This is a genomic window from Paramesorhizobium salinisoli, assembly GCF_003335045.1.
In the GTDB taxonomy this organism is placed as follows: Bacteria; Pseudomonadota; Alphaproteobacteria; order Rhizobiales; family Rhizobiaceae; genus Paramesorhizobium; species Paramesorhizobium salinisoli.
The window spans coordinates 357,119-380,534 of record NZ_QOZG01000004.1; the positions used below are offsets into that span (position 1 = coordinate 357,119).

General features: G+C 60.5%; 18 protein-coding genes. 11 read left to right on the top strand and 7 right to left on the bottom strand.

From position 1 onward, the window contains the following. The first annotated feature begins 179 nt into the window (after window positions 1–179). The 9 genes from DUT91_RS11450 to DUT91_RS11490 all read left to right on the top strand — a co-directional run bounded on the left by DUT91_RS11450 (window position 180) and on the right by DUT91_RS11490 (window position 12,173). Complete coding sequence (locus DUT91_RS11450) at window positions 180–938, top strand: SDR family NAD(P)-dependent oxidoreductase (RefSeq protein ID WP_114440516.1); 759 nt, start codon at window positions 180–182, stop codon at window positions 936–938. A 266-nt stretch (window positions 939–1,204) separates the two neighbouring features. Further along, on the top strand, window positions 1,205–4,675 hold the full coding sequence (locus DUT91_RS11455) for an indolepyruvate ferredoxin oxidoreductase family protein (RefSeq protein WP_114440517.1): 3,471 nt from the start codon (window positions 1,205–1,207) through the stop codon (window positions 4,673–4,675). Between the two features lie 433 nt (window positions 4,676–5,108). Next, window positions 5,109–7,421: a putative bifunctional diguanylate cyclase/phosphodiesterase gene (locus DUT91_RS11460; protein WP_114440518.1), complete on the top strand. Its 2,313-nt coding sequence runs from the start codon at window positions 5,109–5,111 to the stop codon at window positions 7,419–7,421. A 162-nt stretch (window positions 7,422–7,583) separates the two neighbouring features. Further along, window positions 7,584–8,330 carry an N-acyl amino acid synthase FeeM domain-containing protein gene (locus DUT91_RS11465; RefSeq protein ID WP_114440519.1) on the top strand — a complete coding sequence of 249 codons (747 nt, stop codon included), beginning with the start codon at window positions 7,584–7,586 and terminating at the stop codon, window positions 8,328–8,330. 28 nt (window positions 8,331–8,358) lie between these two features. Next, on the top strand, window positions 8,359–8,499 hold the full coding sequence (locus DUT91_RS11470) for a DUF3096 domain-containing protein (RefSeq protein WP_114440520.1): 141 nt from the start codon (window positions 8,359–8,361) through the stop codon (window positions 8,497–8,499). A 95-nt stretch (window positions 8,500–8,594) separates the two neighbouring features. Beyond that, window positions 8,595–8,816, top strand: coding sequence for an aa3-type cytochrome c oxidase subunit IV (locus DUT91_RS11475; RefSeq protein ID WP_114440521.1), 222 nt, complete (start codon window positions 8,595–8,597; stop codon window positions 8,814–8,816). A gap of 224 nt (window positions 8,817–9,040) precedes the next feature. Further along, window positions 9,041–10,342 (top strand): Re/Si-specific NAD(P)(+) transhydrogenase subunit alpha, encoded by a 1,302-nt coding sequence (locus DUT91_RS11480; protein WP_114440522.1) that lies wholly within the window; start codon window positions 9,041–9,043, stop codon window positions 10,340–10,342. Beyond that, window positions 10,342–10,761: an NAD(P) transhydrogenase subunit alpha part 2 gene (locus DUT91_RS11485; RefSeq protein WP_114440523.1), complete on the top strand. Its 420-nt coding sequence runs from the start codon at window positions 10,342–10,344 to the stop codon at window positions 10,759–10,761. Before DUT91_RS11480 ends, DUT91_RS11485 begins: the two co-directional genes overlap by 1 nt. Before the next feature lie 11 nt (window positions 10,762–10,772). Beyond that, complete coding sequence (locus tag DUT91_RS11490) at window positions 10,773–12,173, top strand: NAD(P)(+) transhydrogenase (Re/Si-specific) subunit beta (protein ID WP_114440524.1); 1,401 nt, start codon at window positions 10,773–10,775, stop codon at window positions 12,171–12,173. Between the two features lie 155 nt (window positions 12,174–12,328). Here DUT91_RS11490 and DUT91_RS11495 read toward each other — a convergent pair whose 3' ends face one another. The 4 genes from DUT91_RS11495 to DUT91_RS11510 are packed head-to-tail and all read right to left on the bottom strand — an operon-like array spanning window position 12,329 to window position 17,060. Then, complete coding sequence (locus DUT91_RS11495) at window positions 12,329–13,663, bottom strand: acetoin dehydrogenase dihydrolipoyllysine-residue acetyltransferase subunit (RefSeq protein ID WP_114440525.1); 1,335 nt, start codon at window positions 13,661–13,663, stop codon at window positions 12,329–12,331. 3 nt (window positions 13,664–13,666) lie between these two features. Then, window positions 13,667–14,665, bottom strand: a complete 999-nt coding sequence (locus DUT91_RS11500) for an alpha-ketoacid dehydrogenase subunit beta (RefSeq protein WP_114440526.1) — start codon at window positions 14,663–14,665, stop codon at window positions 13,667–13,669. Between the two features lies 1 nt (window position 14,666). Continuing rightward, complete coding sequence (locus DUT91_RS11505) at window positions 14,667–15,716, bottom strand: thiamine pyrophosphate-dependent dehydrogenase E1 component subunit alpha (protein ID WP_245419683.1); 1,050 nt, start codon at window positions 15,714–15,716, stop codon at window positions 14,667–14,669. 24 nt (window positions 15,717–15,740) lie between these two features. Next, window positions 15,741–17,060: an NAD(P)H-dependent oxidoreductase gene (locus DUT91_RS11510; protein ID WP_114440527.1), complete on the bottom strand. Its 1,320-nt coding sequence runs from the start codon at window positions 17,058–17,060 to the stop codon at window positions 15,741–15,743. A gap of 166 nt (window positions 17,061–17,226) precedes the next feature. On the opposite strand from DUT91_RS11510, the gene DUT91_RS11515 reads away from it, so the two are divergent. Beyond that, window positions 17,227–17,895 carry an HAD family hydrolase gene (locus DUT91_RS11515; RefSeq protein WP_114440695.1) on the top strand — a complete coding sequence of 223 codons (669 nt, stop codon included), beginning with the start codon at window positions 17,227–17,229 and terminating at the stop codon, window positions 17,893–17,895. Window positions 17,896–18,025: 130 nt separating this feature from the next. Further along, a complete protein-coding gene (locus DUT91_RS11520; protein WP_114440528.1) occupies window positions 18,026–18,502 on the top strand; it encodes a MaoC family dehydratase in 477 nt (158 codons plus the stop codon). 11 nt (window positions 18,503–18,513) lie between these two features. Here the strand turns inward: DUT91_RS11520 and DUT91_RS11525 are convergent, their stop codons facing one another. The 3 genes from DUT91_RS11525 to DUT91_RS11535 all read right to left on the bottom strand — a co-directional run bounded on the left by DUT91_RS11525 (window position 18,514) and on the right by DUT91_RS11535 (window position 23,416). Next, complete coding sequence (locus tag DUT91_RS11525) at window positions 18,514–19,692, bottom strand: alpha/beta hydrolase (protein WP_114440696.1); 1,179 nt, start codon at window positions 19,690–19,692, stop codon at window positions 18,514–18,516. A gap of 147 nt (window positions 19,693–19,839) precedes the next feature. Further along, entirely contained in the window at window positions 19,840–20,412 is a 573-nt protein-coding gene (locus DUT91_RS11530; RefSeq protein WP_114440529.1) for a sarcosine oxidase subunit gamma, read from the bottom strand. Beyond that, the gene (locus tag DUT91_RS11535) at window positions 20,405–23,416 is read right to left on the bottom strand and encodes a sarcosine oxidase subunit alpha (protein ID WP_114440530.1); all 3,012 of its coding nucleotides are present in this window, start codon (window positions 23,414–23,416) and stop codon (window positions 20,405–20,407) included. The genes DUT91_RS11530 and DUT91_RS11535 overlap by 8 nt, the downstream gene beginning before the upstream one ends.

Below are 23,416 nucleotides of genomic sequence, written 5' to 3' on the forward strand. Positions count from 1 at the left end.
TTCCGGCGTTCTGCGGGCCAGGGAGGCGCCGGAGGGAGTTGTTCGGAGGAGCTTTTGAAATATCACTGCATGATCAGGGAGGTGCGATGTCTTGCGGTTGTCACGATACATTGCAGCCTCTAAGAAAGGATTCGCGAAACCTTCAGTCAATCCTCGAAATTTCAGGCGTGTGACCGTTCATGACCGATGAAGCACTTTTTTCCGTAGTCGGGAAAACCATTGCGGTTACGGGCGGTTCTTCTGGTCTTGGATTGAGGATGGTCGATGTGCTTTCCAGCCACGGCGCCAATATCATCTCGATTTCGCGCACCCCGGCGCCCGAGCGCCACGGCCGAGCGGGCTGCGGCGAGGTCATCGACATACTGGCCGATGTGACGCGTGGGGATGAGGTGGAGCGCGCCTTCGACGAAGCCGAAGCGCGGCTCGGCATGGTGACGGTCATCTTCAACAATGCCGGCGTGGCGCAGATGGCGCGGGCGCTCGATACGACCCGCGAGATGCTGGAACATGTCTTCGAGGTCAATGTCGCCGGCGCATTCAGCGTGGCGCAGGAAGCCGCCAGGCGGCTGATCGCGGCGGGCAAAGGCGGGGCGATCATCAATTCGACGAGCATTCTCGCTGAAAGGCCATTGAAGGGGGCTGCGGCCTACTCGATGTCCAAGGCAGCCGTCTCGCAGATGACGCGGGCACTGGCGCTCGAATGGGCGTGCCACGACATTCGCGTCAACGCCATCGCGCCGGGCTGGTTTCCGACCCGGATCAACGAGACGGTGCTTGAAGGGCCGGCCAGTGGCTTTCTCAAGGGACGCAACCCGATGCGCAGGCTCGGCGGGGCGCAGGATCTCGACGGTGCGGTGTTGCTGCTGGCATCGGATGCCAGCCGTTACATGACCGGGACGATCATCACCGTCGATGGCGGGCACAGTCTCCAGGGCTGATTTTCGAATCGCTGAAAACCGGGCGAAAACGTCTGCGTAACGCTGTTGCGTTTAAGGGGCCTGCGAAGACGCAAACCGACTGTGAAAAGCCCGGGAAAATAGCGCTTCTTTCGCTATTGCGATGCACAAACGAATTTGTTTGACGCAGAGGCCGGGCACACCAACATTGATAGTATGGATGGCGGCACGAGCACTATCAGGTGGTGCCGCCGGCGGCTGCCTGAACCGGCGCGCAGGGCTCCGGTGTTGGGCATGGAGGAACGCCGATGACCATGCACGATATAACGCTGGACGACAAATACGACCTGACGCGGGAGCGCATTTTCGCTTCCGGCCCGCAGGCGGTGATCCGCATGCTGCTGATGCAGCGCGAACGCGATCGTCTCGCCGGGTTGAATACGGCAGGTTTCGTTTCCGGCTATCGCGGTTCGCCGCTGGGCGGCCTCGACCAGCAGTTCTGGAAGGCGCGGCCACAATTGGAACAAGCCAACATCCTGTTCCAGCCGGGACTGAATGAGGAACTGGCCGCCACCGCCTGTTGGGGCACGCAGCAAGCCAATGTCATGGGTGAGGGGCGATATGACGGGGTGTTCTCCGTCTGGTATGGCAAGGGACCGGGCGTCGATCGCTCGGGCGACGTGTTCCGCCACGCTAATCTCGCGGGGTCGGCCAAATATGGGGGTGTCCTCGCCCTGATGGGCGACGATCATACCGCCGAATCCTCCACCAACGCCCACCAGACGGAATTCCTCTTCGTCGATACGATGATCCCGATCCTCAATCCGGCAGGTGTTCAGGAGATCATCGACTACGGGCTATACGGTATCGCGTTGTCTCGGTTCGCGGGGACGTGGACTGCGTTCAAATGTGTGAAGGATAATATCGAATCGACGGCTTCCGTCGATGCCTCGCTCGAACGCATCAACATTGTCCTGCCGGAGTTCGAGATGCCGTCCGGCGGTCTCAATATCCGCAACGAACTCGATTTCCTGGCGCAGGAAGCGCGGCTGCATGAATACAAACGCGGCGCCGCTGCGGCCTTCGTGCGCGCCAACAGGCTGAACCGCATCATTTACAGCGGCGGACGCAAGGCCAAGCTCGGCATCATCACGGTCGGCAAGAGCTATCTCGACGTGCGCCAGGCGCTGGATGATCTGGGCATCGACGAGCAGCGCGCGCAGCAACTGGGCATCCGGCTTTTCAAGGTGGCGTGCCCATGGCCGCTCGATCTCGAACACATCAAGGATTTCGCCCAAGGGCTCGATACCATCATCGTGGTCGAGGAGAAGCGTTCTCTGATCGAGGTGCAGGTGCGCGAGGATCTGTATGGCACCGCGATGCAGCCGACGGTGGTCGGCAAGAAGGACGAGCGTGGCGATTGGCTTTTCCCGGTGAAAGGTGCGCTCGATCCCAACGATATCGCCATCGTGGTGGGCGAGCGCATCCTCAAGGTAATAGGTTATTCCGAGGAGATTGCAGCCCGAATCTCACGGTTGCGGCAGTTTCAGGCAATGCTGGCCGACACCAAGGACATTGCGGGGCGAACGCCCTTCTATTGCTCGGGCTGTCCCCACAACTCCTCGACGGTCGTGCCTGAGGGGTCACGTGCATCAGGCGGCATCGGCTGCCATATCATGGCGCTGTGGATGGACCGGCAAACCGTCGGCTTTACCGCTATGGGCGGCGAGGGCGCCAACTGGGTTGGCGAGGCGCCGTTCTCGAAACGTCAGCATGTTTTCCAGAATCTCGGCGACGGCACCTACAATCATTCCGGTATCCTGGCGCTTCGTTTCGCGCTCGCGGCCGGTACGAATATCACCTATAAAATCCTTTACAATGACGCGGTCGCCATGACCGGCGGGCAGCCGCATGAGGGCGGGCTGACAGTGGATATGATTGCCCGCCAGGTGCGGGCCGAAGGTGTCGAGCGGATCGCACTCGTCACCGACGAACCCGGCAAATATACCCCGGCGCAGGTGTTTCCCGAAGGCATCACCATTCATCATCGCGACGATCTCGATGCGGTGCAGCGGGAACTGCGCGAGGTGAAGGGCGTTTCGGTACTACTTTATGACCAGACCTGCGCGGCGGAAAAGCGCCGGCGCCGCAAGCGGGGCACTTATCCCGATCCCGACAAGCGCGTCATCATCAACGAGCTTGTTTGCGAGGGCTGCGGCGATTGCGGGGTGAAATCCAATTGCGTCTCCATCCAGCCGGTTGAGACCGAATTCGGCCGCAAGCGCCGTATCGACCAATCGGGCTGCAACAAGGATTTCTCCTGCGTCAACGGCTTCTGCCCGTCCTTCGTCACGGTGCACGGGGGAAAATTGCGCAAGGCGAAGGGCAGCGTCGGCGATGCCGACCCGCTCGAAGGCGTGCCGCCGGCCAGAGTGGCGGATCTCAGCCATGGCTGGGCGGCGATCATCGACGGTGTCGGCGGCACGGGCGTCGTGACCGTGGGCGCGGTTCTCGGCATGGCCGCGCATCTGGAAGGCAAGGGCTGCGGTATGATCGACATGGCCGGTCTCGCCCAGAAGGGCGGCTCCGTTTTCAGCCATGTCCGTATCGCCAAATCGCCACAAGACATACATTCGATCAGGGTTTCGGCCGGCAAGGCCGACCTCATTCTCGGATGCGATCTCGTGGTGTCTGGGGCGAAGAAGGTTTTGGCGAGCGTGCGGCGAGGGGAAACGATCTTTGTCGTCAACACCGCCGAGATCATGCCCGGCGAGTTTACCCAGAATGCCGACTTTTCATTGCCCATCGAGCGGCTGAAGCGGGCGATTCGCGATGCGGCGGGCGATGACAAAGCCCATTTCTTCGATGCGACCAAGGCAGCCAATGCATTGTTCGGCAATGCCATCGGCGCGAACATGTTCATGCTGGGCTTCGCGTGCCAGGACGGTGGTCTGCCGGTCTCCCCCGATGCGGTCGAGGAGGCAATCCGCATGAACGGGCAAGCCGTCGAAATGAACATTGCGGCATTCCGCTGGGGCAGGCGCGCGGCGCATGATCCACTGAACGTTCAGAGGCTGATTGATCAGGTAAAGGGCGGGGAAGGCCAACCTGTAGCGCAAACGCTCGATGATATCATCGGGCGGCGCGCGGCCTTCCTGACCGATTATCAGGATGCGGCTTACGCGCAACGCTATCTCGATCAGGTGGAGGATGTGCGGCGATACGAGACGGCGGCCAAGCCGGGCTCGACCATTCTGGCCGAAACCGTCGCGCGTAATCTGTTCAAGCTGATGGCGATCAAGGATGAATATGAGGTGGCGCGGCTTTATACCGACGGTTCTTTCGCGAAGCAGCTTTCGCGGGAGTTCGAGAGCTTCGACAGGCTGGAATTCCATCTGGCGCCGCCGTTGCTGGCGGGGAAAAATACGCGGGGCGAGCCGGTCAAATCGCGTTACGGCCCCTACATGATGCGGGGCTTTCAGCTACTGGCACGGCTGAGACGGTTGAGGGGCACAGCGTTTGATCCATTCAGCTATCTCGCAGAGCGGAAAATGGAAATTGCATTGCTGGCGCAATATGAGGCGGACCTTGCAACGATCAAGGGATGGCTCGGCCAGCGCGATCCCGATGAGATCAGCAAGTTCGCGGCTTATCCCTCAGCCATTCGTGGCTTTGGGCATATCAAGCAGAAGGCCGTGGAAACAGCCATGCGGATTCGGGAGGATTTTCTGGAGAAGGCCGGAAAAGAAACTCCACCGACTGCCATGGCGGCGGAATAACGCATAGCCGGCCAAAACATCAAGTTGATCGGGAGATCAGCGGGGGGATATATGGCGTATTGTATTTGTTGTCGTGTTTGGCTATTAATTTAATAGCTATGACGCTGGGAAAAAAGCTGGCGGTTTTTTTATATTTTACTGCATATTCCTTAAAGCGGAATCGTTTCAAGGGTAATTTAAGCGGCGTTTAAAGGGTTAGAGTGTCCTTTGCGGGTCCCATTGACTGCGTTGCGGCCTCAAGAGTTTTCGAGGGGCCGGGAATTGAACTGAGACTGCAGGTTGCGATAAACTATTGTTGGAAACGCGGATGACCGCGTAAATATGTATTTCAGTTCTTGAAACGGCCGTATACAACTTATGGTTTATTTTCAGGAAACATATTATTAAGTCATTGCTGTAATAATGTTCCTGCGGAAAGGGACGCATATCGAATATGGCTTGGAGCCTAAAAACAGACATTCCACCGGATATCCGTCTCTCCTTTGTGCGTTCCCTCTACGGGAACCGCGCAACGCTCTGGTTCGGCATGCTCGCCCATGTGATTGCGTGTGCGGTTATCTATTTCAAGACGGGCAATATCTCATTCGTCGTTTTTGCCGGCATATTCACGGCGATAGCCTTGGCCCGTATTTACGACATGAGTCTGTTCGATCGGGCATTGCTTGCCAATCCGACGCATGAACAGCTCAACAAATGGGAATTTCGGTATCTTCTCGGCGCGTCGGCGGTGTGCACCCTGTTGGGCGTGTTGTGCTTTTTCAGCACTTACATCGTCAAGGATTCATTCGCCGAGCTAGCGAGCCTTTCGATCCTTCTGGCGTCGGTCGTTTCGATCGTGGGGCGCAACTATGCATCGCGGCTGGCCGTCGTGGTCATGTCGGCCTGCAGCCTCATTCCTGTTCTCGCCGGTTTCGTGCTGGCGGGCAGCATGTTTCATATGATCATCGGCTTCCTGCTCATTCCCTATTTTCTGAGCAATATCCAGATGGCCAACGGGCTACGCGAGTTCCTGTTTGCGGCGGTCATAGGGCGGCGCGAACTGGCGGTGGTGGCAGGACGCTTTGATGCGGCGCTCAACAATATGCCGCAGGGACTGATCATGTTCGATGGCAACGGAAAACTCGTGGTCGTCAACAACAAGGCGATCTCGCTTCTGCAGATATCGCCCGATACCGATCTCACGGGCCGCTCGCTTCAAACGGTATTGCGATACTGCTCGCTGCATGGACTCTTCCCGCGTTCCAAACTGGATAATATCCGGGCGCTGATCGACAATCTCCTGACCGGACGACGCGAGCGCGACCTGTTCCAGTTCTCCGATGGACGCTATATCGAATTCAGCTGCAATCAGCGCCGTGACGAGGGGGCGGTGCTGATTTTCGAAGATGTCACCCAGCGCATCGAAGCCGAAGCGCAGATCCAGCATATGGCCCTCTATGACGGCCTTACCGGTCTGCCGAACCGGATGCATTTCGAATCTCTGGTGAAATCCCTGCTTTCACGTAAGGCGCACGGCAAGCGTTTGGGCCTGGTCGTGCTCGACATCAACGACTTCAAGCATGTCAACGACACGCTTGGCCACCATGTCGGCGACCAGTTGCTGCAGAAACTGGCGGAGCGCCTCGGAGAGATGGATCCTGTGCGCTTCATCCCATCGCGCTTTGGCGGGGACGAGTTCGTGATCTTTGTGCCCAACGCCGGATCGGAAGCCGATATAGAGGCGGTGATGAACCATCTGCTGGAAACCGTATCGGGCGTTTACCAATTGTCGGACCATAGTGTGCAGGTCGATGTGAAAGCCGGCCTGGCGCTTGCTCCATCCCCGCGCTTCTTCGACCTGCAGGGCCTGCACATCAAGGCCGATCTGGCGCTCTATGAAGCAAAGGGTAGTGAACACCGCAGCTGGGCATTGTTCGAGGAAGCGATGGATATCCGATATCGCAGCCGGCAACGCCTGAAGAATGATTTGCGCAGCGCCATCGCCAGCGGCTCGCTGAAGGTGGTCTATCAGCCGATCGTCAGCACTCAATCGTTGCGCATCGTCTCCTGCGAGGCGCTTTCCCGCTGGGATCACCCGGAGCTTGGCCCCATCTCGCCAGCCGATTACATTCCGCTGGCCGAGGAAATGGGCATCATCACAGAGATCACCCGGTTCATGCTGGAAAAGGCCTGCGCAGATTGCAGGGACTGGGGCGACCGCATCGGCGTATCGGTCAATCTTTCGGCTATAGACTTGAAGAACAGCGAAATCACCCACATCATCGCAGCCGCCTTGCGAAATTCAGGCCTCCCAATCAATCTTCTCGAAGTCGAGGTGACGGAAAGTGCGATCATCAGCGATCGCAACAAAACCTGCAATGTGTTGCAGCAGCTCAAGAATGCCGGCATCAACGTGGCGCTAGACGATTTTGGAACCGGTTATTCCAGCCTCAGCTATCTCAACACGCTGCCGCTCACCAAGGTCAAGGTTGACCGCTCCTTTGTCCGAGATATCACGACCGACCGGCGCTCGCTGATGCTGTTGCGCGGCGTGACCCAGATTTCGCACGAAATGGGCCTCGGGGTAACGGTGGAAGGCGTTGAAACGCAGGAGCAGCTTGCCCTCATCCGGGGTGCTGTCGGCGCAGACCTTGTTCAGGGGTATCTTCTCGGTGCGCCGCTTCCGGCAAATGCCATCTCGACGCTCATCGACAGAAGCTTTCCCTTGCCGGAGGCCAACAGGGCCATGTTGCCCACCGCCATGTAATATCTATCCCTATTAGTTGGGATATGCTTTTGCAGCGTCGCTTTTTCCCTATCTTCAAGCGAATGCTAAAGTTAAATTCAAATTGTCCGCAACTCTTTACAGCGGGGAAAAGCTGCTTATCCTCGCCACTGAATTTGGTCCGCGGTGGGGCTCGGGTGGACAATGAACGCATCAGCTATTTCGGCGGTTAATCCGCCAATCTCAAATTTTGCACGGCAGCTTCTGGGCTTTCTGGATCGGATCGAATATCGCCGCATCCTAAGCCCTGAGGATTTCGAGGAGATCGGGCGGCTGCGCTATCGGTCCTACATGACGCGCAATGTTATGAACGATGATTTCGACGGCGCCATCATCGACGAACTGGACCGTGATAGCCATGCCTATGTCTATGGCATGTACATCGATCAGCAACTGGTCAGTACGTTACGCATACACCATATCACCCCGGATCATCGCAAGGGCACGAGCTACAAGCTTTTTCCCGATATTCTGGGGCCGATGCTCGATCAGGGGATGAGCTTCGTCGATCCGACACGCTTTGCTGCCGAGCCCGCCGTCCTCAGCGAATTTCCGGCGATCCCGTATCTGACGTTGCGCATCGCGGCCATGGCCTCGGAATTTTTCTCCGCCGATTACTGTCTTGCGGCCGTGAAGCCCGAGCATGCGGCGTTCTACAAGCGGATTTTCGGTTCGCAGATGATGGCGGAGGCGCGGGAGCATGAGGGATATGGCATTCCCGTGGGCCTGAGCGGTGCGCCGATACGGGCGATCCGCGATGCGGTTGCCGTGCGCTATCCGTTCTTCAAGTCGCAGTTACACGAACGCCGGAACATGTTCATGAGTTCGAGGGAAGGGGTCGTACCTCTAACAATTCTTCCTACGGCAAAGTATACAGGTCTGGGCGCTTGAGTCGCCGCAACCAAACTCGGAGAGAAGCATGGTTCCGCAAATCACCCCGCTCGTCGCGCTCATCGCCGGCATCATCATTCTGGTCATGCCGCGTTTCCTCAACTACATCGTCGCGTTCTATCTAATCTTCATCGGGCTCGTCGGTCTGTTTCCGCACCTGTTCTCCTGAGCCTTTGACAGGAACAGGGCGCGATCACCCGCCGCATTGCGTTCGCGCGGCCTTTTCGCTATTGGGACCTCAGCATTTCTGAAGGGGTTGAACATATGGCTGAACATCACAACACAGCACCGGCGGAACTGGGCGCGCCCATGGATTACGCCGAACACGAAAAGACCTATAATGGCTTCCTGGGAGTTGCCAAATGGGGCTCGGTAGCGGTCGTCGCCGTCCTCATTGCGATGGCATTCGGCTTTTTCGTCGGCGGTTTCTTCTCCGCGACTGTCCTCTTCATCCTGATCTGCGCCGCGGCCTGGTTCCTGCTTTAGTGCTGCGATTCTTGATGCGGTTCTCGCCTCATGAGGCGAGAACCGCTCTCATTTTGCCTTGAGGCAGGTCCGGACGGAAAGCAGTTCTCCTTTTCCAAGGAAAAACGGTTCCTAATTTTCCCGGGTCCCACTTCCCCCGGATTTGCTCATAGCATAACCATATCCGCCGCCCGGATTTTCGGGGAGGCGTCAACCGGCGAGAGGCCGGCGAGAGGAGGGACGGCTTGGCTCAAACGATATTCATTCCCAGGGAAACGGATCCAACTGAGCCGCGCGTCGCGGCTTCGCCGGAAACGGTGAAGAAACTCGTTGGTCTTGGCTTTTCCGTTGCCGTGGAAAAAGGCGCGGGGACGCTCTCGCGGATTCCGGACGACGCGTTCGAGACGGCCGGGGCAAAGATCGGCACTCCCGGGGACGCCAAATCGGCCGACGTGATCCTCAGGGTTCGCCGTCCTTCCACAGTCGAACTCAAGGGGTATAGAAAAGGCGCGGTGCTCGTCGCCATGCTGGATCCCTACGGCCATGAAGCGGAAGTGCGGGAACTTGCTTCTGCGGGCATTTCAGCTTTCACGATGGAGTTCATGCCGCGCATCACGCGCGCGCAGGTGATGGACGTCCTGTCGAGCCAGGCAAACCTCTCCGGCTATCAGGCGGTGATCGACGCGGCTGCGGAATATGACCGCGCGATGCCGATGATGATGACGGCCGCCGGTACTGTGCCCGCGGCAAAGGTGTTCGTCATGGGCGCCGGTGTGGCAGGTCTCCAGGCGATTGCAACGGCGCGGCGTCTCGGCGCGGTGGTGACAGCGACCGACGTTCGTCCGGCCGCGAAGGAACAGGTCGCCTCGCTCGGTGCAAAATTCGTTGCCGTTGAGGACGACGAGTTCAAGGCGGCAGAAACGGCAGGCGGCTACGCCAAGGAAATGTCCAAGGAATATCAGGCGAAGCAGGCGGCGCTCGTCGCCGACCATATCGCCAAGCAGGACATCGTCATCACCACCGCGCTTATTCCCGGTCGTCCGGCGCCTCGCCTGGTTTCGAAGGAAATGCTGGCGTCGATGCGTCCGGGTTCCATCGTGGTTGATCTTGCTGTCGAGCGCGGCGGCAATGTCGAGGGTGCGCAACCGGGCAAGGTGGTGGAGATTGGCGGCGTCAAGATCGTGGGTCATCTGAACGTGCCGGGTCGCATCGCGGCAACGGCATCGCAGCTCTATGCCCGCAATCTCCTCGCCTTCATCGAGACAATGGTCGACAAGGAAAGCAAGACGCTGAAAATCAATTTCGACGACGAGCTGGTCAAGGCGACGTTGCTTACCCGCGACGGTGCGATCGTGCATCCGGCTTTTGCCGGAGTTGCGACGGATGCGAAGCCAATCACGCCGGCTGTGAAAACGCCTGCAGCGCCTAAAGCCAGGGCAAAGGCTGCGCCGGGGGCATCGGCGGCTGAAGCAGCCAAAACGCCCACGAACAAGGCGCCCACGAAGGGCAGGAAACCTGCCGCATCCAAGACGGGAGGAGAGGCATAATGGCCGATACGGCACTCGATAAAGCCCTCGACGGGCTCAACCAGGCTGTCGAAGCCGTGCGCCAGGCGGCGGAAAGCGCCCCCAGCGTTGCCGATGCGGCTGGTGCCATGGCGCACGCGGCGACGGGTGGCGCGGTCGATCCTTTCGTCTTCCGCTTTGCGATCTTCATCCTGTCGATCTTCGTCGGTTATTACGTCGTCTGGTCGGTGACGCCGGCATTGCACACGCCGCTGATGGCGGTCACCAACGCCATTTCGTCGGTCATCGTGGTGGGCGCGCTTCTGGCGGTGGGCCTCTCGGCAAGTGGCATGGCGACCGGTTTCGGATTCATCGCGCTGGTGCTCGCCAGCGTGAACATTTTCGGCGGCTTCCTCGTCACCCAGCGCATGCTCGCCATGTACAAGAAAAAAGAAAAGTGAGGGGCTGAACCATGGGCGTCGATCTCGCAGCCTTCCTTTATCTCGTTTCCGGCGTGCTTTTCATTTTGGCACTGCGCGGGCTTTCGCATCCCACCACCAGCCGTCAGGGTAATCTCTACGGCATGATCGGCATGGGCATCTCCATCATCACAACGCTGGCGCTGGCCCGGCCAAGCTTCGGCGGCCTTTCGCTGATCGTGCTCGGCATCGCGATCGGCGGCGGCATTGGCGCCTATATCGCCAGAAGCATCGCCATGACGGCGATGCCGCAGTTGATCGCCGCCTTCCATTCGCTGATCGGCCTTGCCGCCGTTCTGGTGGCAGCGGCGGCGCTTTATACGCCTCACTCCTTCGGCATCGGCGAAATCGGCTCGATCCATGGCCAGGCTTTGATCGAAATGTCGCTCGGTGTCGCCATCGGCGCGATCACCTTCACCGGGTCGATCATCGCTTTCCTCAAGCTGGACGGTCGCATGTCCGGTAAGCCGATCATCCTGCCCGGCCGGCACATCATCAATGCGGCGCTGGCCATTGCCATCGTCGTGCTGGTCGCCATTCTGGTGAATACCGAAAGCCATACGGTGTTCTGGCTGATCGTCATCCTGTCGCTGGTGCTGGGCGGCTTGATCATCGTGCCGATCGGCGGCGCGGACATGCCTGTCGTCGTCTCCATGCTCAACTCCTATTCGGGCTGGGCAGCGGCGGGCATCGGCTTCACGCTGGGCAATCTGGCGCTGATCATTACCGGCGCGCTGGTCGGCTCGTCGGGCGCGATACTGTCCTACATCATGTGCAAAGGCATGAACCGTTCGTTCATTTCGGTTATTCTCGGCGGCTTCGGCGGCGAGACCGCCGGTCCGGCCGGGGCTGAGGTCGAGCAGCGTCCGGTCAAGCAGGGCTCCGCCGAGGATGCGGCCTTCATCATGAAGAATGCCTCCAAGGTCATCATCGTGCCCGGCTACGGCATGGCGGTGGCGCAGGCACAGCACGCGCTGCGCGAGATGGCCGACAAGCTCAAGGCGGAAGGCGTCGAGGTCAAATACGCCATCCATCCGGTGGCAGGCCGCATGCCCGGGCATATGAACGTGCTCCTGGCCGAAGCCAATGTGCCCTATGATGAGGTGTTCGAGCTGGAAGACATCAACTCGGAATTCGCGCAGGCGGATGTGGCATTCGTCATCGGCGCGAACGATGTGACCAACCCGGCGGCGAAGACCGATCCGAAATCGCCGATCTTCGGCATGCCCATCCTCGATGTGGACAAGGCCGGCACGGTGCTGTTCATCAAGCGTGGCATGGGCTCCGGCTATGCCGGCGTGGAGAACGAACTGTTCTTCCGCGACAATACGATGATGCTTTTTGCCGACGCCAAGAAGATGGTGGAGAATATCGTCAAGGCGCTGGATCACTAAGAGGTTTCGCAACCTTCCAGTTATGAAAGGCGGTCTCCATGGGGCCGCCTTTTTGCTGATGGGCCTCACCCTCGAAAGACGAGGGCGTGTGGCGCTGGGTTAAAAAAAGCCCCGCGCTGAGGCGGGGCCAGTCTCTCGGGGGGAAGGGTTGGAATTCACACGGCTGCGCGGGCGATTTCCTGGATGATCTTCAGGACCTGCTCGCGGCGTTCGAGCTGCGGCATGTGGCCGGTGGCGGCAAAGATGTGGATCGCGATTTCGCCGGGAAGTCCCGCGCTTTGGGCTGCTGGAATGATGCGGTCGCCCGCGCCGAAGATCAGCCGTACCGGGAGACGCAGGGAGGCGAGAGCCGGGCGGATGTCGAAGGTCTGCGTGCCATCGGCAAAATAGCTGTCGATGATCGTCGTCTGTGCGGCACGCAGTGCCTCATCGGCGCTCTGGGCAACGGTGGCGTTGACGAAGGGTCTGGTGAGCAGGCTTTCATCGACGACAAGCTGTCTCAGCCACGGCATGAGGCTCGCCTCGCTTCTCGCCCTGACGAAGCCTTCGAGAAAGGCGCTGTTGATCTCCGGCCCCAGGCCCGCAGGGGCGATCAGCGCAAGCGCGCGGATATCGGCATTGCCCCGCGCGGCAAGCGTTGCAGCCACGGCGCCGCCGAAGGAATGGCCGACGAGCACGAAGGAGCCGATCCGATGCGCTTCCAGCGTGCGCTCGACCTCCTCGGCAATGGCATCGAGGCTTTCCGGAACATGGCGCGTCGAACCGCCATGGCCGGGGAGGTCTATCGCCAGAACGGGGCTATCGACCTGCACGCCGGCAAAGAGCGGGCGCCAGCTGTTCAGATCCCCACCAAAGCCGTGAATGAGCACGACCGGTAAGGCTTGAGCCGCGCCGCTGCCCTGGCGCAGCCATACCGCATGGAGAGGCGCACCCGTTGCCGGAGCCGCTGGCTCGCCGGATTGCACGGCCGGAGAGGCCACGGCAATGCTTGCTTCGACATCTTTGCGGGTGATGCGCCCTTTGGGCCCACTACCGGCAATTCCCGATAATTCGAGCCCTGCCTCCGTCGCAAGGCGGCGGGCAAGCGGCGTGGCACGGGTGCCCATGCTGCTGTCCGTCTCTGAGCCTGTGGGCTTTTCAACTGCCGGGACAGAAGCCGGGGCAGGTCCGGGTTTAACGGCAGTCGCCAACGGCGCTTCCTGGGGATCTCGAGGCGCAGCGTCCGGCCTGCCGGTTGGGGTATATTCCTCGCTCTCGGCAAAAATCCACGCCACCGCCTGACCAACCGGGACAACCGCGCCTTCGGCAGCGGAGACGTCGCGCAGTGTGCCGCCGGCGGGCGCATCGACCTCCATCGCCGCCTTGTCGGTCTCGATCTCGAACAGGAGTTGGCCCTTGGTCACCGCATCGCCATCCTTGGCGTACCAGCGGGAAATCCGGCCGGTCTCCATATCCATGTCCACCTTGGGGAGGATGACTTCGACGGGCATCGCTCAGCGCACTCCGTTGACGAGATCGCGGGCGCTTTTGAGAATATCCGGCACCTGCGGCACCGCTGCCTTTTCCAGCTCGGGATTATAGGGAATAGGCGTTTCGGCGCCGCCGAGGCGTATGATCGGCGCATCGAGGAAATCGAAGGCGTCGCTTTCGGCGATCATGGCGCTGACTTCCGCGCCGACGCCGAGCGTCTTGACGCCCTCATAGACGCAGATCAGCCGCGATGTCTTCTTGACGCTGGCGATGATCGTCTCGCGGTCCATTGGACGGACGGTGCGGAGGTCAATCACTTCGGCATCAATGCCCTCGGAGGCAAGCGTTTCTGCCGCTTCCAGCGCCTTGTGGACCATAATGGCGGTTGCGACGATGGTGACGTCCTTGCCCTCGCGGCGGATCTCCGCCTTGCCGATCGGCGTCGTATAATACCCTTCCGGTACCGGGCCTTTCATCTTGTAGAGCAGCTTGTGCTCGAAGATCATGACGGGGTCGGGGTCCTCGATGGCGGCGAGCAGCAGGCCCTTGGCGTCGTGCGGTGTTGCCGGCTGGACCACTTTCAGGCCCGGAACATGGCCGAGCCACGCCTCGATGCTCTGGCTGTGTTGTGCCGCAGCGCCCGTGCCGGAGCCCGCGGGAAACCGCATAACCAGCGGAACGGAAACCGCGCCGCCCAGCATATAGCGTATCTTGGCAGCCTGGTTGACGATCTGCTCCATGGCCAATGCCGCGAAATCGGAGAACTGGAATTCAAAGATCGGGCGCATGCCCGTCAGCGCGGCACCGACGGCGACACCAGCCCCCCCAAGTTCCGAGATGGGCGTATCCATGACGCGGTCCTCGCCGAAACGATGGACGAGATCGCCCGTCACCTGGAAAGCGCCGCCATAGACGCCGATATCCTCGCCCATCAGGAAGACGCGATCGTCTCTTTCCATGGCGATCGCCATGGCTTCCTGAATGGCCTGGGCATAGCTCAGTTCGCGGATCGTCGTATCCATTTCAGGCAAGGTCCGTATAAACGTCGCGGGTCAGGCTTGCGATATCGGGGGCGGGGCTGACCTTGGCGAACTCGATGGCAGCTTCGATCTCGTGCTCGACATCGGCGCGGACCGCTTCAATCCCGGCGGCATCGATGACGCCATATTCCTGCATCTGCGCCTCGAAAAGCTGGATCGGGTCGCGATTGGCGATCCAGTCCTCGATCTCCTCCTTGGTGCGGTAGCGGTTGCGGTCGCTCTTGGAATGACCGCGATGGCGATAGGTCTTGCACTCGATGAGGGTTGGACCATCGCCACGACGTGCGCGCTCGACAGCCTCGCTAGAGGCTTCGGCGACATCGGACAGATTGTTACCGTCAACGATGACTCCGGGCATTGCGTAGGCGGCAGCCCGGTCGGCGACATTGGCCACGGCGGTGGAGCGCCTGGTCGAGGTCGACATGCCGTAGCCATTGTTCTCGCAAACGAAAATGACCGGTAGCTTCCAGACGGAGGCCATGTTCAGCGCCTCGTGGAAAGCGCCTTCATTGTTGGCGCCGTCGCCGAAATAGGAGACGACGACGCGGCCCGTCTTCAGTTTCTTCATTGACAGAGCGGCGCCGACGGCAATGGGGATGCCGCCGCCGACGATGCCGTTGGCGCCAAGATTGCCCTTGGAGACGTCGGCGATGTGCATTGAGCCGCCACGGCCGCGGCAATAGCCGGTTTCCTTGCCGAAGAACTCGGCGAACATCCTGGAGACGTCCGCCCCCTTGGCAATGCAATGGCCATGGCCGCGATGGGTGGAGGTGATCATGTCTTCATCGGCGAGGGGGAGCGAGATGCCCACGGCGCTCGCTTCCTGGCCGATGGAAAGATGCATGGTGCCGTGGATGAGGCCCCGCGTGTAGCTTTCCTCTGCTCCTTCCTCGAAGCGGCGGATCAGATACATCTTGCGCAGCGCTTCCTTCAACTGCTCTGGCGAATAGTGCCGGAAGGCGAAAGGCAGATTGTGCCCGCCTTCCTGAGCTGTCATGTCCGCTTTGGCGATGATCTTGCCGGCTTCACCCATCTCGGGCACTCCTGTTTTCCGCGATCAGCTTCCGTACACAAGCTTGTCCTGCCGTGAACGCAGTTCGGCGATCTTTGATCCCGGCATGACGGCGGCATTCTCATAGGTGATGAGCTCGCCTTTCTTGATCGGGGCCGTGACGGTGCCGCGTTCCAGCAGGCCGCAAGGGATGGCCTTGGCGGCGCGGGCTTCCGGCACGGTCATGATCCAGGCGCGATAGCTGTATTCGCCGATGGCGTCGAGCTTGTCGCCGGGCTTCAGATCCTTCTTGGACACGGCGCAGACTTCGGCGACCGGCTTTGCCAGCGGCACCATGTCGGGCTTGCCGTAAAGCACGACGCGGGCGCAAGTCAGCGGCACTTCGAGCGAGGTCAAATGGTATGGCCGGTGGAAGGTGAAATAGGGGCCATGACCCATCTTCAAATCTTCCATGCGCTCACGAATGCGCGGATGGGACATATCGGCGATGACGAAGACGCCGGGCGCCACGCCCTTGCCGATGGAGTAATCGACGACGCCTACCTTCGAGAGCACACCGCCATCCTTTACCGGGATCAGCGTTTTGTTGAGTTCGCTCACCGTGGCCGTGGGACCATGCATGCCCGGCTTGTCCGGCACGAGGCCGGTGGCGTTGGCGATCGCCGCCATTTCCACCATGGTCTTGGAGCCGTCGACGAACTCGACCAGCATGCGCACGTTCATGTTGCGGCGCTGGGCTTCCTCGGCATAGTCGTCGGGGATGGCATCGATGTTGAGCGGGTTGTTCTTACCCTTGCCGGCGGCGACGATCGGATGTCCCATGGCGGTGACGAATTCGATCAGTTCCATGCAGGAGGACGGCTCGTCGCCAGCGCCGAGCGAATAGGTCACGCCCAGGCGGTCGGCTTCGCTTTTGAGATAGGCGCCGATGGTCACGTCAGCCTCGACATTCATCATGACGAGATGCTTGCCATGCTCCATGGCGCGCAGGCCAATCTCGGCGCCGACGGCGGGGACGCCTGTTGCGTCGATCACCACATCGATCATGTCGTTCTGTAGGATCAGGTCGGCATTGTCGGTTACGGCGATCTTGTGGCTTTCCATCGTCCTGGTGAGGTCGGAAGCGTTGGAGACTTCCCTCGCATGGCCTTCTTCCTGATAGGCGATATCCACGGCCTTGACCGCATTGGGTACGCGCAGTTCGGAAATTGCGCCGATCTCGATGCCCGGCATGTGCGCTACGCGGGAGACGATGTCCGTCCCCATCTCACCGGCGCCGATCAAGCCTATGCGGATCGGCTTGCCACTGCCGGCGCGCGCCTGCATGTCACGTGCCAGGCCAGTCAATGCTACGTTGGTTGCCATTTGGTTCCTCCTCGAACGCCAGTCGCGCTCGATCTTTGCGCGGACATTGCCGCTGCTTTGTTGATTTAATCGCCTATTGAACATTTGTATCTTTGTCAATACCTATGTCCATTCCAAAGCGGAAACGCGCGGCGATGTCACGAAGAATTCATTTAGGGAAATGTCGATGAAATCCGAGCTTAGTCCTTTCGATCTGGTGATTTTCGATTGCGATGGGGTGCTTGTGGATAGTGAGCCGCTTGCGGCTCTTGCCTATCACAATGTCTACGCGAAAGAAGGAATGCCGATACCGGACGGAACCGTGGCGCACGGTGTCGGCATGAAGCAGGCCGATATCATCCTCAAGATCGCCGAGTTGACTGGTCATCACCTGCCGCAGACGGCGGAGGCCAATATATGGCCGGAAACGCGATTGCTCTTCGCCGAATCACTGCAGCCTACGACCGGCATCATCGATTTTCTCGACCGGCTGGAGATACCGCGCTGCGTCGCTTCCTCCTCATCCCCCGAACGTATCGACTTCAGCCTCGATGTCACGCGGCTTCGCGGATATTTCGGAGAGGCGCTCTATTCCTCCTCGATGGTGAAGCATGGCAAACCGGCGCCGGACCTGTTTCTCCACGCGGCCGAGGCGATGGGCGCCGATCCGCGACGCTGCGTCGTCATCGAGGATTCGCCCTATGGCATCGAGGGTGCTGTCGCGGCAGGGATGACGGCCATCGGCTACACCGGTGGGGGCCATAGCTATGACGGGCATGCCGACAGACTCCTCGGCAAGGGTGCTGCGGCCGTCTATCGCGACTGGAGCGGCATAGCCGCGTTGATGATTGGCTGAATTGCCACAGTGGCGCGGCTTTTTCGCTTTATCGGGTGGGGCGGTTTGTCATGTCATGGCAAATTGGTAAACAGCGGCTAGAACGGTCATAGAGGAGCCCTCCGGCTCCGCCCATGAGAGAAGCGGCGATATGAAAGAAGCAATTACACTGGATCAGGTGAGAGAAGCCGTCGGCACGGAAATCGGCTGTTCCGAGTGGCGGGTCGTAACTCAGGAGATGATCGACAAGTTCGCCGATGCGACCGACGATCACCAGTTCATCCATGTGGATCCGGAACGGGCGGCGAAGGAAACCCCGTTCGGCGGTACCATCGCCCATGGCTTCCTGACACTTTCGCTGCTTTCGACGCTTGCCTTCGAAGCGCTGCCGATGATCGAGGGCGCGACGATGGGCATCAATTACGGTTTCGACAAGGTGCGTTTCATGGCGCCGGTCAAGAGCGGGGCGCGGGTGCGCGCTCGCTTCAAGCTGGCGGATGCCGATATCCGGCCGTCCGGCCGGGTGGTCAATCATTACGAGGTGACGCTGGAGATCGAGAACTCGCTGAAACCTGCTTTGACCGCGACATGGCTGACGATTGCAGTGGTCGAACCGCCCGAGGCATAGCCCCTATCGGGTCAAGCGTTCAGCCGCCCTTCTTCGTCGAGAGGGGCGGCTGTTCCTTTATGGACGGTCACCAGATCGCGAAGCGTGAAGGGGCCGTGCAGGAACATGCCGATATCATAGGCATTGCGCTTCTGGGCTCCTTTGAGGAACAGGAGATGCATCTTGAAGAAATTGCCCTTGGCGCGCTTGTAGCGGCTTTCGCTGTGTACATTCTTGAATCTGATCCGCGAAATGACGGGCTTATTGGTCGGTGCGATCGCCAGCGCCTGTGCGGGATCCGAACCATAGAAATGGATGATGTCCGTCAGCGCCTGAAATTCCGCCCAGAGAACCGGCGTGTCCTGCATGACGAGGCGGATATCCTCGCGCAGGCTTTTAGCTTTCGGATGGAAGGCGAGCATCAACAGGCATGAGCCGATGGATAGCAGTGACACCGGCTGTCTTTCCAGAAGCTCGGGATGCGAACGCCTGACAGCGGCGATGGCCTCGACAGCAGGCACGGTGCCGAGGCTGTGGCCGACAATGACGATTTCATCGGCATTGGTTTCGCGCAGTTTCTGCGCAAGGATGGCGGCGAATTCCTGCCGGCGCTCGTTGAGCTTGGGATTGCCGGCATGGATGCGGTCATAGGCGGCTGACCAGTCGTCCAAGAGATAGGAAAGGAAGAATTTCTTTCCCGGCCAGCGCATGAGGACTGCGCCGCCAGCGATGGCAAGCGGCAGCGACCATATCAGGTGGAGAGGCCCGAGACCCAGAATGAAGGGGAGAGTTGCAATCAGGGCGGCAAGCCCGACAAGGGCGAGGGTCATCCCGAAAGGCCAGAGAAAAAACAGGACGAAGCGCCAACTCGTCCTGGCATAGCGCCACAACGTGCCGGTCAGCAGGATATCGATAAAAGCGCGAAGTCCGGTGAGAAGACGCGCCGTTGTGGATCGTTTGGCATAGTCGTCGAAAATGTCGGCGGTCCCGAACTGGCAAAACTCGACCTCGGTCTGCCAGTTCGTGCCTTGCGTTGTGAGTTGCATCGCGCCGCAGCCGGCATCGCCGGTTTGCATGGGCGTGGCTCTCGTATGCGAATGCCAGAGACGGTCGAAATCGGCGATAGCCTGCATATGCCGACCGCGTACGGCATTGGGATGAAGGCCTTCATAGCCAGTGAAATTGAGAACGAGACGCTTTTTGACGATCATGAAGCCGTGCTTTGAAAATGGAAATTCGCGCGGAGCCTTGGAGCATGATCCCGAAAGTCTGCAACTTTTCGGGATCATGCTCCACGGCTCCGCGCGAACCATCCGCCAAGTGAGCGGGAGGCAGGCGTCTATTAACCCTTCATGCACTCAAAGAACAGCGTCGCGGGCCGCCTCGCTCAGAAACGTGAAGGCGTAGTCGGAAAAGGAGCGCCAGCACTCGACGCGGAAGCTGTTCTCGCCGTTACGCCACAGGACGATTTCGATCTTGCCGAGTAATGTGCGGGAGACGGCACTCACCGGAAAAGCGGCAAGCGCAAGGTCCTGCGGACAGCCGGCATTGATCACGGCTTCAGCTCCGGGGCCGGAAACGACGATGGCGGTGTTGCGCTGGGAGACATCGACCGCTGAATGCAGCACCGTTGCTTTCGCCAAATCGGCGGCGGGATCCTTGCTGCCCGTATCGATCACCAGCCATTCGTCGGGACCCAGCCAGAGGGCAGTGCGAGTACCCACGGTGGCTGACGATTTCGGCTTCACCGGAAGTTCAACCCCAAGCGCTTTGGAAAGCGTGGCGAGCACGTCGGGCCGTGCGCGCAATGCGGTGCGGAAGGCCGGTTCGGCAGGCTGGATCGAGGCGATGCCCGAGCCGCCATGGCGGCCAGCCAGCGGAAGAACGCGCTCGGCGAACGCAGCCGGCCTGGCAGATACTGATTTAGCCATTGAGGCGCTCTCCCTTTTCATCGATGAACACGGCGCTCGTTATTACGACCTCGATCACGCCATCCGGCATCGGCACGTAAAGCGTCTCGCCCATGCGCTTCGATCCGTCGGCGACAAGCGCCAGCGCGATGGAGCGACCGCAATTTTCAGACCAGTAGGACGAGGTGACATGGCCGATCATGGTCATGGGTATTGCCTGTTTCGGATCGGCGACGATCTGCGCGCCTTCTTCAAGCACGATTTTTGGATCTTTGGTCTTGAGGCCGACAAGCTGCTTTCGGCCGTCGGCCATGAGATCAGGCCGTTTCAGGCCGCGAATGCCGACGAAATCCGGCTTGTTCTTGCCGATGGCCCATGCGAGCCCCGCATCCTGGGGCGTCACGGTGCCGTCGGTGTCCTGGCCCACGATGATATAGCCCTTTTCGGCGCGGAGCACATGCATCGCCTCGGTGCCGTAAGGGGTCAGGCCATGCGGCTTGCCGCTTTCGAAGATCGCTTCCCAGACCGCCTTGCCGTAATCGGCGGGCACATTGATTTCATACCCCGTCTCGCCGGTGAAGGACATGCGGAACAGCCTCGTCGGCACACCACAGATCCTGCCCTCGCGCACGCTCATATGCGGGAAGGCTTCGGCCGAGAGATCGATGCCCTCGACCAGCGGCGCGATAATTTCGCGCGCCTTCGGCCCCTGCACGGCGATGACGGCCCATTGCTCGGTCGTCGACGTGATCCACACATCGAGATGCGGGAACTCGGTCTGGAGATAATCCTCCATGTGGTGCATGACGCGCGGCGCGCCGCCCGTCGTCGTGGTCACATGGAAACGGTCTTCCGCCAGCCGGCCGACCACGCCATCATCATAGATGAACCCGTCCTCGCGCAGCATTACGCCATAGCGCAGCCGCCCGACGCCGAGCTTCGCCCACGGGTTCGTATAGAGAAGTTCAAGGAATTTTGCGGCATCGGGGCCGACAATTTCGATCTTGCCGAGGGTTGAGGCGTCGAAAATGCCGGCAGCATTGCGGACCGCCACGCATTCGCGGTCAACCGCCCTATGCATGTCCTCGCCGGGGCGCGGGTAGTACCATGGGCGCTTCCACTGGCCGACATCCTCGTACACCGCGCCATGCGCTTCATGCCAGGCACGAATCGGCGTGTGGCGCGTCGGATCGAACAGCTCGTGCCGCGCGTGATTGACGATGGCTCCGAAAGTCACCGGCGTGTAAGGCGGTCTGAACGTCGTCAGCCCCACCTCGGGGATCTCACGGTCCAGCATTTCCGCGGCAATCGCCAGACCATGCAGGTTGGAGGTCTTGCCCTGATCGGTTGCCATTCCGGTGGTGGTGAAGCGCTTGACGTGCTCGATCGAGTGCATTCCCTCGCGCACCGCCTGGCGGATATCCTTGGCGGTGACGTCGTTCTGGAAGTCGATGAACGCCTTGACGGTGGTATCAGCACCGGCGCCTGGCGCGGCCCCGATCATGCCGCCCTTCCAGGAAGCCCCGCCGGAAGCCACAATCCGGGTACCGCTCACTTTGGCTGCGACGCCGGCCTCGCGGGCCATGCGGCTGCCCGCCGCGAAGGCTTCATCGATCGTTTCCTGCAATCCGTCAGTGCCATTGCAGGCGCCGACGGAGACGCAATCCTGAACGTAGGTGCCGGGCAGGAAGCGTTCGGTTTCCTTTTCCCAGCGCACCTTGCCGCGCGATTGCGAGAAGAGATGCACCGACGGCGTCCATCCGGCCGAGTTGATCAGCGCATCAACGGCGATGGAACGGCTGCCGCCGCCATTCTTCGGCATCACCCTCATCGAGGAGACGCGGCGGGTGCCGCCTACTTTCTGCACGGCGTGGCCGGCAAGCACCTCGATACCAAGACTGCGTGCTTCCTCGACGAGATCAGACGAGGGGGCATCGCGCAGATCGACGATGGCGGGAATGTCGATGCCGGCGCGCTTCAGGTCAATTGCGGCTGCGTAAGCCGAATCATTGGCGGTATAGACGCCGACCTTGCGGCCCACGGAGACGCCGTAGTGGTTCAAATAGGTGCGCGCCGCGGCTGCGAGCATGATGCCCGGGCGGTCATTATCGGCGAAGACCATGTGCCGTTCAATGGCGCCGGTGGCGAGAACGACGCGTTTGGCGCGCACCTGCCAGAGCCGTTCGCGCGGGCTGCCGGTGGCAGGCCTTGCCATGTGATCGCTGACGCGCTCGACCAGGCCGACGAAATTTTGCGCGTAATAGCCGAATGCCGTGGTGCGGATGAGTACCCGGACATTGTCCATAGCCGCAAGTTGCGCAGCGGTTTCCTGCGACCACTCATAGCCGGGCTGACCCTGGACATGGGCTCCGCTTTCATAGCGCAGTGCGCCGCCGGCTTCTGCCTGCTCGTCGCAGATGATGACCCGCGCGCCGGTTTCCGCCGCGGCAAGGGCTGCCGCAAGACCTGCGGCCCCCGCGCCGATCACCAGCACGTCGCAATGCGCGAACCGGCTGTCATAGCGATCCGGATCGGCTTCATCAGGTGCTTCGCCGAGACCGGCGGCGGCGCGGATGTTGGGCTCGTAGATGCTTTTCCAGGCCGCCCTCGGCCACATGAAGGTCTTGTAGTAAAAACCGGCGGTGAGTAGCGGCGACAGCAGGTCGTTGATGGAGCCGACGTCGAAACCGAGTGACGGCCAACGGTTCTGCGAGTTGGCCTTCAACCCGTCATAGACCTCCTGCACGGTGGCGCGGACATTGGGCTGCCTGCGCGTCCGGTCGCGCTCGACGCCGACCAGCGCGTTGGGCTCCTCCGCGCCGGCGGAAAGGATGCCGCGCGGCCGGTGATATTTGAACGAGCGGCCGACGAGATGGACGCCATTGGCAAGAAGCGCGGAGGCGAGCGTGTCGCCTTCGAGCCCGGTGAAATGCTCGCCGTCGAAGGTGAAGCGGACGGATCTTGCCGGCGTGAGGCGACCGGCGCCGGCGATGCGGTTGCTGCCTGATTTGGAATTGAAGGACAT

What these genes read in the sequence shown, in the direction of transcription:
- DUT91_RS11520 (WP_114440528.1), top strand. Translation starts at nt 18,026, where the DNA reads ATGAAAGAAGCAATTACACTGGATCAGGTGAGAGAAGCCGTCGGCACG.
- DUT91_RS11505 (WP_245419683.1), bottom strand. Translation starts at nt 15,716, where the DNA reads ATGGGTGAAGCCGGCAAGATCATCGCCAAAGCGGACATGACAGCTCAG.
- DUT91_RS11535 (WP_114440530.1), bottom strand. Translation starts at nt 23,416, where the DNA reads ATGTCCTTCAATTCCAAATCAGGCAGCAACCGCATCGCCGGCGCCGGT.
- DUT91_RS11515 (WP_114440695.1), top strand. Translation starts at nt 17,227, where the DNA reads ATGAAATCCGAGCTTAGTCCTTTCGATCTGGTGATTTTCGATTGCGAT.
- DUT91_RS11490 (WP_114440524.1), top strand. Translation starts at nt 10,773, where the DNA reads ATGGGCGTCGATCTCGCAGCCTTCCTTTATCTCGTTTCCGGCGTGCTT.
- DUT91_RS11460 (WP_114440518.1), top strand. Translation starts at nt 5,109, where the DNA reads ATGGCTTGGAGCCTAAAAACAGACATTCCACCGGATATCCGTCTCTCC.
- DUT91_RS11495 (WP_114440525.1), bottom strand. Translation starts at nt 13,663, where the DNA reads ATGCCCGTCGAAGTCATCCTCCCCAAGGTGGACATGGATATGGAGACC.
- DUT91_RS11470 (WP_114440520.1), top strand. Translation starts at nt 8,359, where the DNA reads ATGGTTCCGCAAATCACCCCGCTCGTCGCGCTCATCGCCGGCATCATC.
- DUT91_RS11530 (WP_114440529.1), bottom strand. Translation starts at nt 20,412, where the DNA reads ATGGCTAAATCAGTATCTGCCAGGCCGGCTGCGTTCGCCGAGCGCGTT.
- DUT91_RS11455 (WP_114440517.1), top strand. Translation starts at nt 1,205, where the DNA reads ATGACCATGCACGATATAACGCTGGACGACAAATACGACCTGACGCGG.
- DUT91_RS11525 (WP_114440696.1), bottom strand. Translation starts at nt 19,692, where the DNA reads ATGATCGTCAAAAAGCGTCTCGTTCTCAATTTCACTGGCTATGAAGGC.
- DUT91_RS11485 (WP_114440523.1), top strand. Translation starts at nt 10,342, where the DNA reads ATGGCCGATACGGCACTCGATAAAGCCCTCGACGGGCTCAACCAGGCT.
- DUT91_RS11465 (WP_114440519.1), top strand. Translation starts at nt 7,584, where the DNA reads ATGAACGCATCAGCTATTTCGGCGGTTAATCCGCCAATCTCAAATTTT.
- DUT91_RS11500 (WP_114440526.1), bottom strand. Translation starts at nt 14,665, where the DNA reads ATGGATACGACGATCCGCGAACTGAGCTATGCCCAGGCCATTCAGGAA.
- DUT91_RS11475 (WP_114440521.1), top strand. Translation starts at nt 8,595, where the DNA reads ATGGCTGAACATCACAACACAGCACCGGCGGAACTGGGCGCGCCCATG.
- DUT91_RS11510 (WP_114440527.1), bottom strand. Translation starts at nt 17,060, where the DNA reads ATGGCAACCAACGTAGCATTGACTGGCCTGGCACGTGACATGCAGGCG.
- DUT91_RS11450 (WP_114440516.1), top strand. Translation starts at nt 180, where the DNA reads ATGACCGATGAAGCACTTTTTTCCGTAGTCGGGAAAACCATTGCGGTT.